The 15,858-nt window shown below is 74.4% G+C and carries 13 protein-coding genes; 8 read left to right on the top strand and 5 right to left on the bottom strand.

Going from position 1 to position 15,858, the window contains the following annotated elements:
- The first annotated feature begins 117 nt into the window (after nucleotides 1–117).
- Nucleotides 118–1,119 (top strand): nitronate monooxygenase family protein, encoded by a 1,002-nt coding sequence (locus tag KV205_RS27105; RefSeq protein WP_265867245.1) that lies wholly within the window; start codon nucleotides 118–120, stop codon nucleotides 1,117–1,119.
- 149 nt (nucleotides 1,120–1,268) lie between these two features.
- Here the strand turns inward: KV205_RS27105 and KV205_RS27100 are convergent, their stop codons facing one another.
- A complete protein-coding gene (locus KV205_RS27100; RefSeq protein ID WP_265867244.1) occupies nucleotides 1,269–3,248 on the bottom strand; it encodes a heavy metal translocating P-type ATPase in 1,980 nt (659 codons plus the stop codon).
- Between the two features lie 94 nt (nucleotides 3,249–3,342).
- Between KV205_RS27100 and KV205_RS27095 the strand changes: the two genes are divergently transcribed.
- On the top strand, nucleotides 3,343–3,747 hold the full coding sequence (locus KV205_RS27095) for a metalloregulator ArsR/SmtB family transcription factor (RefSeq protein ID WP_265867243.1): 405 nt from the start codon (nucleotides 3,343–3,345) through the stop codon (nucleotides 3,745–3,747).
- Nucleotides 3,748–3,863: 116 nt separating this feature from the next.
- On the opposite strand, the gene KV205_RS27090 is transcribed toward KV205_RS27095, so the two are convergent.
- From KV205_RS27090 to KV205_RS27080, 3 genes are all read right to left on the bottom strand, one after another.
- Entirely contained in the window at nucleotides 3,864–4,331 is a 468-nt protein-coding gene (locus KV205_RS27090) for a MarR family winged helix-turn-helix transcriptional regulator (protein WP_265867242.1), read from the bottom strand.
- A 121-nt stretch (nucleotides 4,332–4,452) separates the two neighbouring features.
- Nucleotides 4,453–5,325: a bifunctional 2-polyprenyl-6-hydroxyphenol methylase/3-demethylubiquinol 3-O-methyltransferase UbiG gene (locus tag KV205_RS27085; RefSeq protein ID WP_265867241.1), complete on the bottom strand. Its 873-nt coding sequence runs from the start codon at nucleotides 5,323–5,325 to the stop codon at nucleotides 4,453–4,455.
- A gap of 432 nt (nucleotides 5,326–5,757) precedes the next feature.
- The gene (locus KV205_RS27080; protein ID WP_265867240.1) at nucleotides 5,758–6,102 is read right to left on the bottom strand and encodes a HEAT repeat domain-containing protein; all 345 of its coding nucleotides are present in this window, start codon (nucleotides 6,100–6,102) and stop codon (nucleotides 5,758–5,760) included.
- Between the two features lie 654 nt (nucleotides 6,103–6,756).
- On the opposite strand from KV205_RS27080, the gene KV205_RS27075 reads away from it, so the two are divergent.
- From KV205_RS27075 to KV205_RS27050, 6 genes are all read left to right on the top strand, one after another.
- On the top strand, nucleotides 6,757–7,611 hold the full coding sequence (locus KV205_RS27075) for a hypothetical protein (protein WP_265867239.1): 855 nt from the start codon (nucleotides 6,757–6,759) through the stop codon (nucleotides 7,609–7,611).
- Between the two features lie 49 nt (nucleotides 7,612–7,660).
- The gene (locus KV205_RS27070) at nucleotides 7,661–9,427 is read left to right on the top strand and encodes a glycosyltransferase (protein ID WP_265867238.1); all 1,767 of its coding nucleotides are present in this window, start codon (nucleotides 7,661–7,663) and stop codon (nucleotides 9,425–9,427) included.
- Entirely contained in the window at nucleotides 9,427–10,905 is a 1,479-nt protein-coding gene (locus KV205_RS27065) for a class I adenylate-forming enzyme family protein (RefSeq protein WP_265867237.1), read from the top strand. The genes KV205_RS27070 and KV205_RS27065 overlap by 1 nt, the downstream gene beginning before the upstream one ends.
- Complete coding sequence (locus tag KV205_RS27060) at nucleotides 10,902–12,074, top strand: cytochrome P450 (RefSeq protein ID WP_265867236.1); 1,173 nt, start codon at nucleotides 10,902–10,904, stop codon at nucleotides 12,072–12,074. The genes KV205_RS27065 and KV205_RS27060 overlap by 4 nt, the downstream gene beginning before the upstream one ends.
- Nucleotides 12,071–13,000 (top strand): NAD(P)-dependent oxidoreductase, encoded by a 930-nt coding sequence (locus KV205_RS27055; RefSeq protein WP_265867235.1) that lies wholly within the window; start codon nucleotides 12,071–12,073, stop codon nucleotides 12,998–13,000. The genes KV205_RS27060 and KV205_RS27055 overlap by 4 nt, the downstream gene beginning before the upstream one ends.
- A 127-nt stretch (nucleotides 13,001–13,127) precedes the next feature.
- Nucleotides 13,128–14,081, top strand: coding sequence for a nucleoside hydrolase (locus KV205_RS27050; RefSeq protein ID WP_265867234.1), 954 nt, complete (start codon nucleotides 13,128–13,130; stop codon nucleotides 14,079–14,081).
- Nucleotides 14,082–14,120: 39 nt separating this feature from the next.
- On the opposite strand, the gene KV205_RS27045 is transcribed toward KV205_RS27050, so the two are convergent.
- The gene (locus KV205_RS27045) at nucleotides 14,121–15,719 is read right to left on the bottom strand and encodes a hypothetical protein (RefSeq protein WP_265867233.1); all 1,599 of its coding nucleotides are present in this window, start codon (nucleotides 15,717–15,719) and stop codon (nucleotides 14,121–14,123) included.
- Nucleotides 15,720–15,858 lie beyond the last annotated feature (139 nt).

Raw genomic sequence — 15,858 nt, 5'->3', positions numbered from 1 at the left:
GGAAGCACGCGCGCCGGTGTCTGCCCGAACGGTTCGGCAGGCAGCCAGGAACCCCCGCACCTAGGCTGGACAGCAGGAACATCCCTGTCTCGGGGCTCCCTCGGGATGGAGGGCGCGATGCTACGGACACCGGTGTGCGGAGTACTGGGCATCGAGGTGCCGATCGTGCAGGGGCCGCTCGGCGGGCCCTGGCAGCAGGGCATGCGGCTCGCCGCGGCCGTCAGTGACGCCGGTGCGCTGGGCAGCGTCCCCACCACCCTGCGCACTCCGGCACAGGTCCGTGAGGACGTGCGCCGGCTGCGCGACCTCACCGACCGGCCGTTCGCGCTGAACATGACCAGGCGCCCGTACGACCCCGAGGTCTTCGACGCGGTGATCGCCGAGGCCCCACCGGTGTTCTCCTTCGCGCTCGGCGAACCGGACGACCTTGTGGCCCGCGTCCACGACGCCGGCGCGATCTTCCTGCAGCAGGTGACGACGGTCGAGCAGGCGGAGCGCGCGGCCGCGGCCGGCGTCGACGTGATCAGCGCGCAGGGCACCGAATCCGGCGGGTTCTGCGGCGACGTCAGCACGATGGCGCTCGTGCCGCAGGTCGTCGACGCGGTCCGGCCGCTGCCGGTACTCGCCTCCGGCGGCATCGCCGACGGCCGGGGCATCGCCGCGGCACTGGCCCTGGGCGCACAGGGCGTGAACATCGGCACCCGGTTCCTGGCCTCGACCGAATGCGAGGTCAGCGACGACTGGAAGGCGGCCATCGTCTCCGCCGCAAGCCAGGACGCCGTCAAAGTGGTGTTCGCCGACCAGATTCTGCCCCCGCCGACCGAGCACGGTTTCACGACCGTCCCGCGGTCACTGCGCACCCGGTTCGTCGAGGAGGGGAACGCCCGCCCCGAAGCGGCCGCCGCCCGGGCCGAGGCGCTGCGCACCCGGGTGATGACGTCGATGCGCGAGGGCACCGCGCACGAACTCATCCCGCTGACGGGCCAGACCGCCGGCCTCGTCCGCGACATCGCCCCGGCCGCCGAACTCGTCCACCGGCTGATCACCGAGGCAGAGAAGACGCTCCGCGCTCTCGCCGACCCGGTGTCGGAGAAGAACGACGCCGACGCACCCGGGTGAAGGCACCCAGGTGAAGGCCGCCTACGAGGCAGCGCGGCCGGTTCTGCGGCCCCGTACGCACAGGCCCGGCCCGCGAGCGCGCCGGAGACGGTCCGGCTCCCGGGGGAGCGGTCGACGCTGGTCAGGGTGAAGCCGGCGGGTGCGTCTGCTCACGCGGTGTCCTCGGTGAGGCGGGGCCAGGCGGCTTCGCGCAGCAGGCGCAGGCCGTTGAGGCCCACGATGACGGTGGAGCCTTCGTGGCCGGCGACGCCGAGGGGCAGGGGCAGGGTGCCGATCAGATCCCAGGCGACCAGGACGGTGATGAACGTGCCGGCGATGGCCAGGTTCTGGATGACGAGGCGGCGTGCGGTGCGGGAGAGCTGCACGATCGAGGGGATGGTGGCGAGTTCGTCGCGGACGACGACGGCGTCGGCGGTCTCCACGGCGAGCGCGGAGCCGGCCTTGCCCATCGCGATGCCGGCGTGCGCGGCGGCCAGGGCGGGGGCGTCGTTGACGCCGTCGCCGACGACCAGGACCTTGCGTCCCTGGGCTTCCCACTCCTTGACGGCCGTCACCTTGTCCTGGGGCAACAGGTGGGCGCGGACTTCGGTGATGCCGACCTCGGCGGCCAGGCGCCGGGCGGCGCGTTCGTTGTCGCCGGTCAGCAGGACGGGGGTGCGGCCGGTCAAGCGGGTGAGCGCGGCGACCGTGGCCGCCGCGTCCGGCCGCAACCGGTCCGCGAGCCCGAGCACGCCCACCGGCTCCTGGCCGCGCAGGACGACGACCGCGGTGCGTCCGGCCTCTTCCAGTTCGGCCGCCACCGCCCGGTGCGGCTGGTGGCCGGCGGTGTCCAGGAGTCGGGCGGGGGCGCCGACCGTGAGGGTGTGGCCGTCGACAGTGGCGGTGACGCCCCGGCCGGGGGCGGAGGTGAAGTCTTCGGTGTCGCTCAGGGGCAGGCCGCGTTCGCCGGCCGCGGCGACGACGGCGCGGGCGAGCGGGTGCTCGCTGGGGTGCTCGGCCGACGCCGCCAGGGTGAGAAGCGTGTCCTCGTCCAGGCCGCTGCCGGGCAGCGGACGCAGGTCGGTGACGCGGGGAGTGCCTTCGGTGAGGGTGCCGGTCTTGTCCAGGGCGACGGTGTCGATCTGGCCGAGGCATTCCATGACGACGGCCGACTTGGCGAGCACACCGCGCCGGCCGGCGTTCGCGATGGCCGACAGCAGCGGCGGCATGGTGGACAGCACCACCGCGCACGGCGAGGCGACGATCATGAACGTCATCGCCCGGAGCAGCGCCGAGGAGAAGGTCCCACCGAAGGCGAGCGGGACCGCGAGGACCGCGAGGGTCGCGATCACCATGCCGATCGAGTACCGCTGCTCGATCTTCTCGACGAACAGCTGGGTGGGGGCCTTGGTCTCGGAGGCTTCCTCGACCATCTTCACGATCCGGGCGAGCACCGAGTCCGACGGGTCGCGCTCGACCCGCACCCGCAGAGCGCCGGTACCGTTGACGGCGCCCGCGAACACCTCGTCCCCGGCCTGCTTGGCGACGGGGAGCGGCTCGCCGGTGATGGTGGACTGGTCGACGTCGCCGGCCCCGTCCAGAACCTGACCGTCCGCGCCGACCCGCTCGCCGGGCCGGACCAGGATGGTGTCCCCGACCGCCAGTTGCCCGGTGTCGACCGTCTCCTCGGTGCCGTCGGGCAGGAGTCGGGTGGCGGTGGTGGGGGCGAGGTCCAGCAGCCCGCGCACGGAGTCGGCCGTGCGGGCGGTGGCGACGGCTTCCAGGGCGCCGGAGGTGGCGAAGATGACGATCAACAGCGCGCCGTCGAGGACCTGCCCGATCGCGGCGGCCCCCAGGGCGGCGACGACCATCAGCAGGTCCACGTCCAGCGTCTTGTCCTTCAGGGCTTTGAGGCCCTCCCAGCCCGGCTCCCAGCCGCCGGTGACATACGTGGCGGCGAACAGGGTGCCCCACAGCCACGCCGGGCCGTCCAGCAGGTGGACCGGCAGGGCGAGCAGGAACAGCACAAGCGCCGCGAGCGCCCAGCGGGCTTGCGGCACTGCGAGCAGACGGGTGCGGCGCCGCTGCGGGGCCGGACGCGGGGCGCCGGCGGGCGGCGCGGACCGCTGCTGGTCCAGGACTGAAGACATGACAAAACAACCCTTCACGGGCGGGACGGGGCCACACCTCCACCGTACAGGAACATATGAACAGCTCTTCAGGTGTCATCGCTATGATGGGGTCATGGGCCACGGACGCGACACCACCACCAGCAGCGCCAGCGCCCGCGAACGTCTCGACACGGTCGGCAGCGCCGACGTCGCCGCCACCCTCCAGGCCCTGGCCACACCCTCCCGGCTCTACATCCTGGCCCACCTCCAGGAAGGGCCCTGTTCGGTGGGTGAGCTCGCCGAGGCCGTCGGCATGGAAGCCTCCGCCTGCTCCCACCAGCTCCGCCTCCTGCGCAACCTCGGCCTGGTCACCGGCGAGCGGCAGGGCCGCTCCATCGTCTACTCGCTCTACGACAACCATGTCGCCGAACTCCTCGACCAAGCCCTCTACCATGTAGAGCACCTGCGCCTGGGCCTGCATGACACCGCGGCGCGCGCGGCTGATCTCGCCGTGCGGGAAGCAGTACGTCGGTCGTGATCGGGAAGGCGGGGCTGCCGTTACCGGCGCGAGCGGCATGAGTCACACCATGACGAACCCCCGTCCGGGGGCTCGAACGGGGGTGGATGCGCGGGCGGATGTGGTGCGGGGGTCGGTTACGCGCGCTGTGCCGGTACGTCGACGGCCTCGACCGCCGCGACCAGCGAGGCCAGCTCCGGGTTCCCGGCGGCCTCGTCCAGCGCCTGCCGCAGGGCGGCGTCATTGGTCGGCCGGGCCTCGTCGAGCAGCTTCCGGCCGGCCGGGGTGACGTCGGTGTAGATGCCGCGCCGGTCGGTCGGGCACAGGTACCGCGAAAGGAGCCCGCGGTCCTCCAGGCGGGTGACCAGGCGCGTCGTTGCGCTCTGGCTCAGCACGACCGCGTCGGCGACCTGCTTCATCTGCAGATGCCCGCCCTCGCCGTCGTGCTGCCGGCTGAGCACGTCGAGCAGCGAGTACTCCCGCACGCTCAGGTCGTGCCCCGACTGCAGGGCGCGCTCGATGTGCGACTCGATCCGGCCGTGCAGCAGGGAGAGCGCACCCCAGCCGCTGGCGAGTGCGGTGAGTGCGGGGTCCGTGGCGGTCATGGGGTCCGGTCTCCTTCCGGTGGTTCGTGAGATGGCTCGTGGAACCCAGGATACGCCACCAGGGCAAAAATCGGCGAGAGCGCATAGCGCGCGACTGCAAGCATGTGTGGGGTGTGGCCGGTCACGGCCTCGCGGGCGCCGCCCCCGCGGCCCCCGGCTTGCGGCCCCAGACCGTGAGCATCCCGGCGGACAGCGCCGCGCACGCGTCCGAGTCCAGGTAGCGGATCGCCGCGTCGATGCCGGCGCCGTCGATCAGCCCGGTGGCCACCATCGACGCCCGGCTCCGCTCCCAGGTGTCCGCCCAGAAGCGGCTGATCGGACTTCCCCGCAGCAGTGGCGGTACGTACAGTTCCGCGCCGACCGCGCGGAGCCCGGCGCCGCGCAGCAGCTGCGGATACGACGGCACCCAGGAGACGTCCGTGCCGATGGAGGCGCGCAGCCCCTGCCACATCGCGCGCATCGCCGCGGCGAACGGCGTGTCGGCCGCCGCGCTCGTACGGTCGCTGGTCAGGTCGACCGCGTCGCTGAGGACGAGGACCCCGCCCGGCGCGACCAGCCCGGCCAGCGTCGACACCATCCGCTCGGGCTCTGGCAGATGCATGAGCACGAACCGCGCGTGGACCAGATCGAACCGGCCCGGCGCGAAGTCGGGGGCGGTGATGTCGGCCTGGAGCACGTCGAGCCCGGGGAAGGGCCGCTCGGCGAGGAACCGCACGTCACGGTCGACGGCCAGCACGCCCGCCACCCCCGCCTCGCGCAACAGGCGTCGCGAGACCGTGCCCGTACCGGCGCCGATGTCCAGACAGCGCCACCCCGGCCCGGCGCCGAGGGCGCGCAGCCGGCTCAGGCTGAGGTCGTCGTACGCGAGCGCACCGAGGTCGATCCGCTCGGCCTCGCCGGGCTGCTCGGGCCGGAACGCGTCCTCGCCGTATCGGCCCCCGTCCGGCGCGCGGGGCGGGAAGTCGGGGTCGTCGAACGGATTCCGCGACGTCATGGCCGGACCCTTCCGTGGGAGGCGGGGGCGGGACGGGGGCGGGCGGCGGTGAGGGCGGTGGTACGGAAGCGGTGCCGCCGCTTCCTTCCATGCTCCGGGCCGTGCGGGCGGAACGCGCCGTGCCGGGGCCGTTCGGGTCACGGAGCGAGCGGCTCCGGCCGGGGCCCGCCCTCCGCGTCCATCATCCGGAGCTGACCGGCACCAGCAGGATGCCGTCGAGGAGCAGCACCGAGACCAGCGGCGGCAGCCAGACCGCTGCGCGCCCCAGGCCTGGCGGGCGGAGGCGTAGTACCGCCACGCCTGCGTGATCACGCGACGCGCTGCTCACGCGGCAAGGCCCGTCGAGGGCGGTGTGACACGGCTCGACACGCGTTCACGGTAGGCCGACGGCGCCGGGTCCCGTTCGGCGAGACGCGGTCGCCCGCGCGGGGCTCAGCGGCCGTCGCGGCGCCACTCGTAGCGCCACGCCGCGCCGAGGCAGGTCTCCTTCATCAGCACCAGCAACGCCTCGCGGACCTCCTCGGCGAGGGCGGTCGGCTCCGGCGAGGTGCCGAGTCCGTTGGCCACCGCATGCCGTACACGGGGGTCTGGATGGCCGGCATGGGGGAGGAGCGCCGTGGCCGCCCGCGCGTCGGCGTGCTCTCCCAGCGCGAGCAGCACCTCGATGGGGACGGCGAGGTCCGCTTCCTCCGCCGCCCACGGGACGAAGAGCTCCAGGGCGGGGACGGCGAACGCGTCCGCCTCGCTGTCGTCGAAGAGATGGACCAGCCTCAACACCCCCGCCCCCGAACAGCCGGTGTGCCGGGTCGGGAGGCGTGCGCAGGGCCAGAGCGGCGGCCCAGGTCTCCTCGTCGCGCCGGTTCCCCAGGAGGATGGTGGACGCCCACCAGGCGCTGTGGTCCTGGTCCTGCTCCAACGCCCGTGCCATGAGCTCGTCGAACGAGGCACGGATCCCGAGCAGCTCCTCCAGGCGCGTGAGGATCGCCCCGTGCCCGTCCCGTACGGTCATGCCTGCGGGCGCGAGTTCCCCGACGGTGCAGTACTCGTCGTCCCGGACCCGGGCGCGGACAGGGGCTTCCCCCGAGCCCGCACGCCGCCGGAGTTCGGCCTCGACCCCCGCCTCGTGCCGGCCGCGCGCGAACTCCCGCGCCTCGCGGAGCCGGGCCGTGGAGTACCGGCCCAGGAGCCGGTGGTCCAGAAGCGCCTCGACCAGCCCGGGCGAACCGAAGTCGACCGCCTCACCGAGCGGCACCAACGTGTCGGGTCCGCACTCGCCGTCCCCCGCACCACCCGCGCAGGCCCGCATGCCCATGGACCCGTACCCCCGTACCCCCGTGGCGTTCCCGCAGCTCAGTCGAGGGCCGAGGATTCCGCTCGACCGGAGCGATCAGGCTGGTGTCCGTCCGTGCGCTCCCGTACCGTCGGCGCGTGATGATCCACAGCAGTGCTCCCCGCCGGCTCGGTGTTCCCGCCCCGCAGGCGCGACTGCGGTTCGAGGAGGAGCAGCGGGGGGCCGGCGGCGGGCCGGGGCGCAGGTTGCTCGTGGTCGACGGGGACCCGGCCTTCGAGCTGAGCAACTGGTGCGGGACATGCCCGTTCCTGTTCCGGAGGCTGGAGACCGCCTGCCAGACGCTCTCACTGGAGACCGCGCGGGATCGGCTCACCGGCACACCGCCCGGTCTGGACGCATTGGTCGCCGACGGTGTGATCGACGCGTTCGCCGCCCTGCTGCCGGAGGGTGACTACCTTCCGATGCTGCTCCAGGTCGAACCCCGGCTCACCGTCCCCGGGCGGGACGGCGACTACTTCAGCGGCGAGCAGGTGGACACCTGGGGGCTCGACCAGTTCTGGGGGCTGCCGGAATATCCGCACACGCCGTACTACCGGACCTTCGAGACCGCGGTCGACGCGTTCGCCCACCTCTACGAGTTCGTCGTCCCCCTGGTGCCGCCGACGTGGAACGAGCGGCAGCGCGTAGCGGAGTACGCGGAGCTCATGGGCGGGGGAGCGGTCCCGACGGCAGTCGCGGTGTCCACGCTCGACGTGTGCGAACCCGCCTCCGGCTCGGCGGCCGACCACTACCGGCACTGGGGCCTCACCCACTTCCTCCTCGACGGCCATCACAAGACGGAGGCCGCTGCCGTCACCGGACGCCCGGTGCGGCTGCTGTCGCTCCTGGCGCTCGGCGCAGGCCTGGCCGCGACCGAGGACTGCGCCGTGCTGCCCACCGTGCGCGCCCGGCACGACTCGCCCCGAACACCTGCGCGCCTACCTACGCACGGTTGAGTAGCAGCGCTCAGGCGGCCCGTCCCGCCCCGCTCGTAGCGTCCTGCGCATGGACACAGACCATGCTGCTCCCGCCCCGACAACGCGCCGGGTGGGTATCACCGCGGTGGCATCCGCCCTTCCCGAGCGGGAAGTGACGTCGTGTCGGCTTCAGGACCGGATCACCGCCGCCTCCGGCCTTTCGCTGCCCGCGCGGATGCTCGAAAGGGTCACCGGGATCGAGACCCGCCGGGCGGTCGGGGAGGGGGAGTACGCCTCGACGCTCGCGGTGCGGGCCGGGCGTGCGGCGCTTGAGCGGGCCGGGCTCGTGCCGTACGACGTGGATCTGCTGGTGTTCGCCTCGGCCACGCGGGACGTCGTCGAGCCGGCGACCGCGCACATCGTCCAGGCCGAACTCGGCTCCCGGGCTCACGCGTTGGACGTCACGAACGCGTGCAACAGCTTCGTCAACGGCATCGACACTGCCCGCGCGTTGATCCTCGCAGGCCGCGCCCGACGCGCCCTGGTCGTCACGGGGGAGACCCCGAGCCGTGCCGTGCGGTACGCCCCGTCCGGCGCCGGCCAGCTCCGCGACGGGTTCGCCGGCTACACCTTCGGCGACGCCGGGGCCGCGGTGGTCCTGGAGGTGGTGGACCACGGCGGCATCCTCGACGTGGACACCGAGACGCACTCCGAGCACTGGTCGGTCGGCGGCATCTTCGGCGGCGGCTCCCGTCACCCCCGCGGCGACGAGCACACGTACTTCCACGGCGACGGCGGCGAACTGCGCGAGGTGTTCGAGAAGGTCGGCACCTCGGTGCTCGACCGGATGCGCCAGCGCACCGGCCTCGCCTGGGACGACTTCCGGTACGTGCTCGTGCACCAGGTCACCGTGCCGTACCTGGACCGGTTCGTGGAGCTCACCGGCGTCCCCCGGGACCGGCTCGTCGTCACGGTCCCCGAGCTCGGCCATGGCCAGCGCCACACTCGGCGTCCAACTCGACCGCGTCCACGAGCGGTTGCGCCCAGGCGACCGGGTCCTGTTCGTCGGACTCGGCGGCGGCGTGAGCATCATGACGATGGTCTGGGAGAAGGCATGAACGCCCTGTGGGTGGTGGTGCCCGCGCACCAGGAAGCCGCGCGCATCGGCGGCACCCTGGAGGCCCTCGCGGACCAGCACGACCGTGACTTCACCCTCGTCGTCGTGGACAACGCCTCCAGCGACAACACCGCCGACGTCGCCCACGAGTTCGCGCGCTGGGCGCCCTTCCCCGTCCACGTGCTGCGCGAACCGGAGAAGGGCGTCGGCTGCGCCGTCGACACCGGCTTCCGCTACGCGATCGAGCACGGCGCGACCCACCTCGCCCGCACCGACGCCGACTGCCTGCCGCACCCCGGCTGGACCGCCGGCGCCCGCGCCGCCCTGCGGCACGGCGCCGGACTCGTCTGCGGCCGCATCGACGCCCGCCGCGACGAGCACGGGCCGCTCGGCCGGGCCGCCTTCCGCGCACTGGTCCGCGTCGCCGCGTTCTTCGGCCGCATACGCCCCGCCCACCACCGCCGCCACGGCTACCTCGCCCCGTACCGGATGCACGCCGGCAACAACATGGCGGTCACCGCCGCCCTGTACGAAGCCGTCGGCGGCATGCCGCGCCGCCCCTCCCCCACCGACCGGCTCTTCCTCAACCGGGTCCGCCGCCACACCACCGCCATCGTCCACGCCCGCGACATGGTCGTGGAGAACTCCACCCGCCGACTGCGCGCCTACGGCCTCGTCGGCACCGCCCGCTGGTACCTCGACCGGGGCCCCGGCCACCACGGAGAGGACCCGCGCTGATGCTCGACACCCTCGCGCGCACCCTGCGCCGCCACCCCGAGCGGCCCGCCGTCCTCGGCACCACCCGCACCGGCGCCGTACGCACCAAGGCCACCTTCGGCGATCTGGCCGACCTCGCCGACCACTGCACCACCGCCCTGCACGGGCGGGGCATCGGACGCGGCAGCACCGTCGGCGTCGCCGTGCGCCCCGGGCCCCGCGCCCTCGCCGTGATGCTCGCCCTGCACCGGCTCGGCGCCCGGGCCGCGGTGCTCGACCCCGGCGCCGGACCCGACCTGCTGCGCGCCCGGCTCGCCCTGGCCCGCCCCGACCTCGTCCTCGCCGACGCCACCGCCCAGGCCGTCGCCGGCTGGGCCCGCCCGCTCGCCCGCCGCGCCCGCCTGGCCCTGCCGGACCTCGCGGAGCTCGGGCCGGTGGCCACGCTCGGGCCCCGACTGCCCGGCTGCGCCCCCGCCCTGGAGACCGGCCCGCGGACCGGGCCGCTGCCGCCCCCGGTCGACGAGGACGGCGACGCCGTCATCGTCTTCACCTCGGGCACCACCGCACGGCCCCGCGCCGTCGTCCACACCCGCTCCTCGCTGGCCGCCGGCATGACGACGGTGGCCGAGCTGGTACGGCCCCGAGCCGGGCGGCCCGTCCTCGGCGGCACCTTCTTCGTCCTGCTGCCGTCCCTCGCGAGCGGCGCACCGGTCGCGCTGCCCGCCCGCTCCGTACCCGTCCTGCGCCGCCAGCTGCATCGGCTCGCCCCGCAGGCCACCTATCTGACGCCGCCGCAGATCCGGCGGCTCCTCGCCGGCGGCGGCCGGTTCACCGGCCGCGTGTGGACCGGATCGGCCCCGGCGAGCACCGACCTCCTCACCCGCGTCAAGCGCGCCGGCGCGGACGAGGCCTGGGGCGTCTACGCGCTGACCGAACTGTTCCCGGCCGCGGCCGTCGAACAGGCCGACAAGGCCGCCTTCACCGGCGACGGAGACCTCGTCGGCACGCCCCTGCCGGGCGTGACGGCCAAGACCGACGCCTCCGGCGAACTGCTCCTGTCCGGCCCCGCCGCCCGCGACCGCTACCTCGGCGAGGACCCCGACCCCTGGGTCCCCACCGGCGACCGCGCACGCCTCGACCACGGCCGGATCGTCCTCGAAGGCCGCCGCAAGGACATGATCCTGCGCCACGCCGAGAACATCTATCCCGGTCTGTACGAGCCCGGGCTCCACGTCCCCGGCGTCGAACTGGCCCTCCTCGTGGGCGTACCCGCCGGCGACGGCGACGAACGCCTGGTCGCCGTCGTCCAGCCGAGCGCCGGCGCGGAACGCGAGGCGCTGCGGGCGGCCCTGGCCGGGCCGCTGGAGCGCATGGGCACCGCCCGGCCGGACGCGGTGCTCCTCGCCGACATCCCGCTCTCCGGCCGCTCCCTGAAGCCGGACCGCGCCGCGACGGCGCGCCTCGCCGCGAGGCGCCTGCTTGAACGGAGCCGAGGATGACCGTGCCCGTCGGTACGCCGCCGCCACCGGCCGCCGTGACCGCCGCCCTCCGGACCGCCCGCCGCCGCGACCGCCGCGTCTACACCCGCTCCCACCCCGTGCTCTTCGCCCTGCTCGCCGCCACCCGCCGCCGCGCGGTCACCCGGATCGGCGGCGCGGTCCTGGTGCACGGCCCCGACGCGTACCGCCAGGCCCTCACCCGTATCCCGCTGGACCGCACCGCCGCCGGCACCACCGGCGGCGCGGCCCGCGAACTCTCCACCGGCGGCACGCTGTTCGACCAGGAGGGCACCGGGCACCGCGCCACCCGGCGGGCGGTCGCCGACGGCCTCGGCGCCGCCGGGGTGGAACGGCTGCGCCCGGTGTGGCAGGACGTCCTGGCCCGCCGGCTCGCCCCGCTCGCCGAGGGCCGCGAAACCGACCTCGTACCGCTGGCGCGCGAACTGGCCGGGGCCACCGTCCGCGCGCTCCTGGGCACGACCGCCGACCCGGAAGCGCTCGCCGAGGCGGCCGCCCGGGCCGCGTCCGCCGCCGTACGCGACCACCTCCCCGGGCCCCGACGGCCCGGCACCGCACGGGCGGCCGCCGCGGCGACGGCACGGCTGCAGGCCCTGCTCGAACCGCCCGGCGGGCCGGACGAGGCGGGCGACACGGCCCTGCGGGCCATGCTCACCGTCGCCGCCGTCAACACCACCGTCGCCGCCCTGCCCCGCGCCGCCGCCTGGTGCGCCGACGCAGGCCTGTGGGACCAGGCGGCGGACGACCGGCTGCGCCCGGACCTGGTGGACGAACTCCTGCGCGTGGTCGCCCCCTCCCCGCTGCTGCCGCGCGTGGCGGCGGCCGACGCCGACCTCGACGGCTGTCCCGTACGAGCCGGAGACCGCCTCATCCTGGTGGCCCGCCACGCCGCCCGGGCCCACGCCGCACCACCCGACGCCCACCACCCGGCACCGCCCGCCGTGGCCCACCTCGTCTTCGGCGCCGGCAGCCACGCCTGCCCCGGCGCCCGCCTGGCCCGCGCCCAACTCGACGACACCCTCGCCGCACTGGCCCCCTACCGCCCCGTCGTCACCGGCGCCCGCGTCGACCGGACCGCGGCCCTGCCGGGCTGGCGCTCCCTCACGGTGCGGGCGACCGACGACCGTCACCGATCCCCGGAGCCCCGATGACCACGATCGCCGTCACCGGCGCCAGCGGCTTCTGCGGTTCCCACGTCGCCGCCACCGCCGCCGCTCGCGGCGCTGACGTCCTGTGCGTCGGCCGGCGCCCCGGCCCCGTCGGCCGGCACCTCCCCTGGGACGCCACGCGCGAGGACCCCGACCTGTCCGGGGCCGACCTCGTCGTGCACTGCGCGGCGGCCGTCGGCGACCCGGTGCCCGGCTCCCCGGCCGAGGCCACGCTGCACGCCGTCAACGTCGACGGCACGGCGCGGCTGCTCCGGGCCGCCGGCGGCCGGCCGGTGGTGTGGGTGAGCAGCGCCAGCGTCTACGCCCCCGGCCCGGGACGCACCCGGATCACCGAGGACCATCCGGTGCGCGGGCACCTGAACGCGTACGGCCGCACCAAAGCGGCCGGCGAGGCGCTGGCGCTCGCCGCGGGCGCCGTGGTGCTGCGGCCGCGGGCGGTGTACGGGCCCGGCGACCCGCACCTGGTGCCCCGGTTGCTGTCCCGCGTCCGCCGCGGGCTGCTGATGCTGCCGGGACCCAGCGTCCGGCTCAGCCTGACGGCCGTCGAGAACCTCGCCGACGCCTGTCTGACGGCCGCCGGCTGGCCGCCCGGCGCGTACAACATCGCCGACCCCGTCCCGTACGAGCGCGACGACGCGATCCGCACGGTGCTGCGCGCCCACGACATCCGCGGCCGCATCGGCCACCTGCCGCTGCCCCTCGCCCAGACCGCGGCGACCGCCGCCCAGACCCTCGCCCGGCTGCGCCCGCACGCCGAGCCGGCGCTCACCCGCTACGCCGTCGACCAGCTGGCGCACTCCGTCGTCCTTGACGTGTCCCGGGCACAGGCCCAGGGCTGGCGGGCGGAGCGCACGCTCGCCGACTACCGGAGCGGGAGCACCCGTTCGGCGCCGAGCCGGACCCTGTAGCGCTCCCGCGCCGCGAAGTCCGCCGCCGCCCACACCGCCGGGCGCGCAGCACCCCGCCCGCGCTGGGCTCTGGGCTCCCGGGCCCGGCGTCCTTCGCCCGCCGCCCCGGATGTGGCACGGTGAAGCCATGCCGGTTCCCGTGATTCTCGACTGCGATCCCGGTCACGACGACGCCTTCAACATCCTCCTCGCCGCCGCGAATCCCGCGATCGAGCTGCTCGCGATCACCACCGTCGCGGGCAACCAGACGCTGGAGAAGACCACGCTCAACGCCCGCCGGGTCTGTTCGGTGGCCGGGATCCGGGGCGTGCCGATCGCCGCCGGGCGGGACCGCCCGCTGCACGGGCCGCGCCGGATCGCCGAGGACATCCACGGTGCGTCCGGCCTGGACGGGCCCGGCTTCGCGGCGGGGGAGCCGGACGTGCCGCTGGATCCGCGCGACGCCCTCACCCTCGTGCGGGACACCCTGCTCGCCCACCCGGCGCCGGTGACGCTCGTACCGACCGGGCCGCTCACCAACATCGCGGTCCTGCTCCTCGCCCACCCGGAGCTTGCCGGGCGGATCGAGCGGATCGTGCTGATGGGCGGTTCGACGGAGCGCGGAAACACCACGCCCGCCGCCGAGTTCAACATCCTGTGCGACCCGGAGGCGGCGGACATCGTCTTCCGCAGCGGGCTGCCGGTGACGATGTTCGGACTCAACGCGACCCACCAGGCGCAGGCCACCCCGGAGGTGGTCGCCCGGATCGCCGCGCTCGGCACCCCGCTGAGCGGCCTCTGCGTCGACCTGCTCACCTACTTCGCGTCCACCTACCGCGAGGTGTTCGGCTTCGACGCGCCCCCGCTGCACGACCCGCTCACCGTCGCCCATCTGATCGACCCGACGCTGGTCGGCCTGGCCCGGGCGGCGGTGGCCGTGGAGCTGACCGGCACGCACACCCGGGGCGCGACGGTGGTGGACCTGCACGGGGTGACGGGCCGGCCCGCCGACGTCGAGGTCGCGATGGACGTCGACGCCGACGGGTTCTGGGACCTGATCGTGGACGCGGTTCGCGTGCTCGGCGGAGGCCCGGCCGTCTGACCGGGCCCTCCGCCGAGCAGCGGCGCGACGTCCGGCGCGCTACGGCTGGCCGTCGAGCCAGCTCAGCTTGTGCCCGTACAGCACCCGCTGGCAGTAGTCCGTGCCCACCGGATCGGCGGCGTCCCGGTTCGCGGTGCAGTCGGCCGCCGACCCCGGACGGTGCTCGGAGAGGGACCACAGTCGGCCCGTGCCGCGCTCGACGTAGAGGTCCTCGGCGCCGCGGGCGGTCTTGACGGCCTGCCCGTTCTGGACCAACTGGCCGTTGCTCCAGACGTAGCGCCAGAGGTTGCCCGGCTCGTCCGTGCCCTTCGACTCGTTCACGTACAGCGTGCCGCCCTGCGCCGCCGCGCCCTGCGCGCCGCCGTTCGTCAACGGCAGGTAGTTGGCCCAGCCCTCCGCGGCCACGTCGGCGGAACGGCCCTCGAGCTCGGCGACGGGATACGAGGCGATGCGGCCGGTGGACGGGTAGCCGCTCTCCGGGCGGCAGTACTCGCCCATGAGCAGGCGGTCCGGGGTGGTGCTGCGGTCCAGTGAGATGTACGAGGCCTTCGGCGCGCCGGTCGAGACACAGGCGTAGGAACCCGCCGGATTGCTCTGCGTCGCCTTGAACTTCCACGCGGCGACCTGCGGCATCACATAGCGGTAGCCGAAGCTGTACCAGACGTTGTCGTGCCGGCCGACCTTCGTCTTGTCCTCGACGTTGGCGGTGGTCTGCACGCCGTCGGTGTCGGCACCCATCGCGTCGTGCGTGCTCGCGTCGCCGTCCGGGTCGAGGTCCATGATGTAGCGCATGTCGAAGACGCGCAGGCCGTTGCGGGTGTCGGCGACGTAGAGGTAGTTGCCGTACCAGACGATCCCGCCGGCGTGGACGCCCTTCTGGATCGGGTACTCGGAGGCGTGCAGCCCGTCGAAGGAGACGTGGTCGGCCGAGTTGATGTACGTCCAGCCCAGGAGGACGTGCCGGTACTTGACCTCCGGGCTGCCGGTGGCCGGGTTGATCCGGCTCTGGACGAAGGTGATCCGGACGCCCTTCTGGTTGCAGGCGTCGTTCGCCTCCAGCTCGGCGGTGGTGCAGTCACCGGTCGTCGGGTCCGGGTCGGTCTCCCGGCCCGGGTCCCAGCCGTCGTACGAGGCGAACAGCTGGATGTTCCCGGCCGTGCCCCACAGTTCGTCGTCCTGGGCGTCGGACACGCCGGTGAATCCCTGGGGCACCCACTCCTGCGAGACGGAATCGTCGTTCTGCAGGCAGTACTTGATGTCCGGGTCGGCGGCGGTCCCGAACGGGTCGCGCGAACACCACGGCGTCACGGTGCGGTTCGCCCCGGCCAGCAGGTTCTGCACACCCGACTTGGGGAGCACCGAGTCGAGCCGGCTGACCCGCGAGGTGGTCTCGGCGTTCAGCGCGCCGGGCGACAGGGTGAAGTCGCCGGGCGAGGCCGCGCCGCCGGGCGAGGTCCAGGCGGTGGCCCCGAACGCCGAGGGAGCGCCCTCGTTCGCGAGGGGCTCCTGGACCGTGGGGTCCGAGACGTCCAGCGGTGCGTTCTCGGCGTGGGCGGCCGGCGCCACGAGGCCGGTGAACAGGAGCGAGGCCGCGGCGGCTGCTGTGAGCCAGGCGCGGCGTATTCGCCGTGAGGGCATGGGAGGTTGCCTCCGTCGATGCTGTGTCAGACAAGTCGAACGGAGGGTTCCAGAACGCCCGAGCGAAACGCAAGGAGGGGTGATGTGCCATCAAAACCACCTATGGACAGGGGAGTTGATGGCGATATGGGTGATTCGC

The sequence above is a fragment of the Streptomyces sp. SKN60 genome (assembly GCF_026236535.1).
Classification (GTDB): domain Bacteria; phylum Actinomycetota; class Actinomycetes; order Streptomycetales; family Streptomycetaceae; genus Streptomyces.
This window is presented reverse-complemented; position numbering and strand designations above follow the sequence as displayed.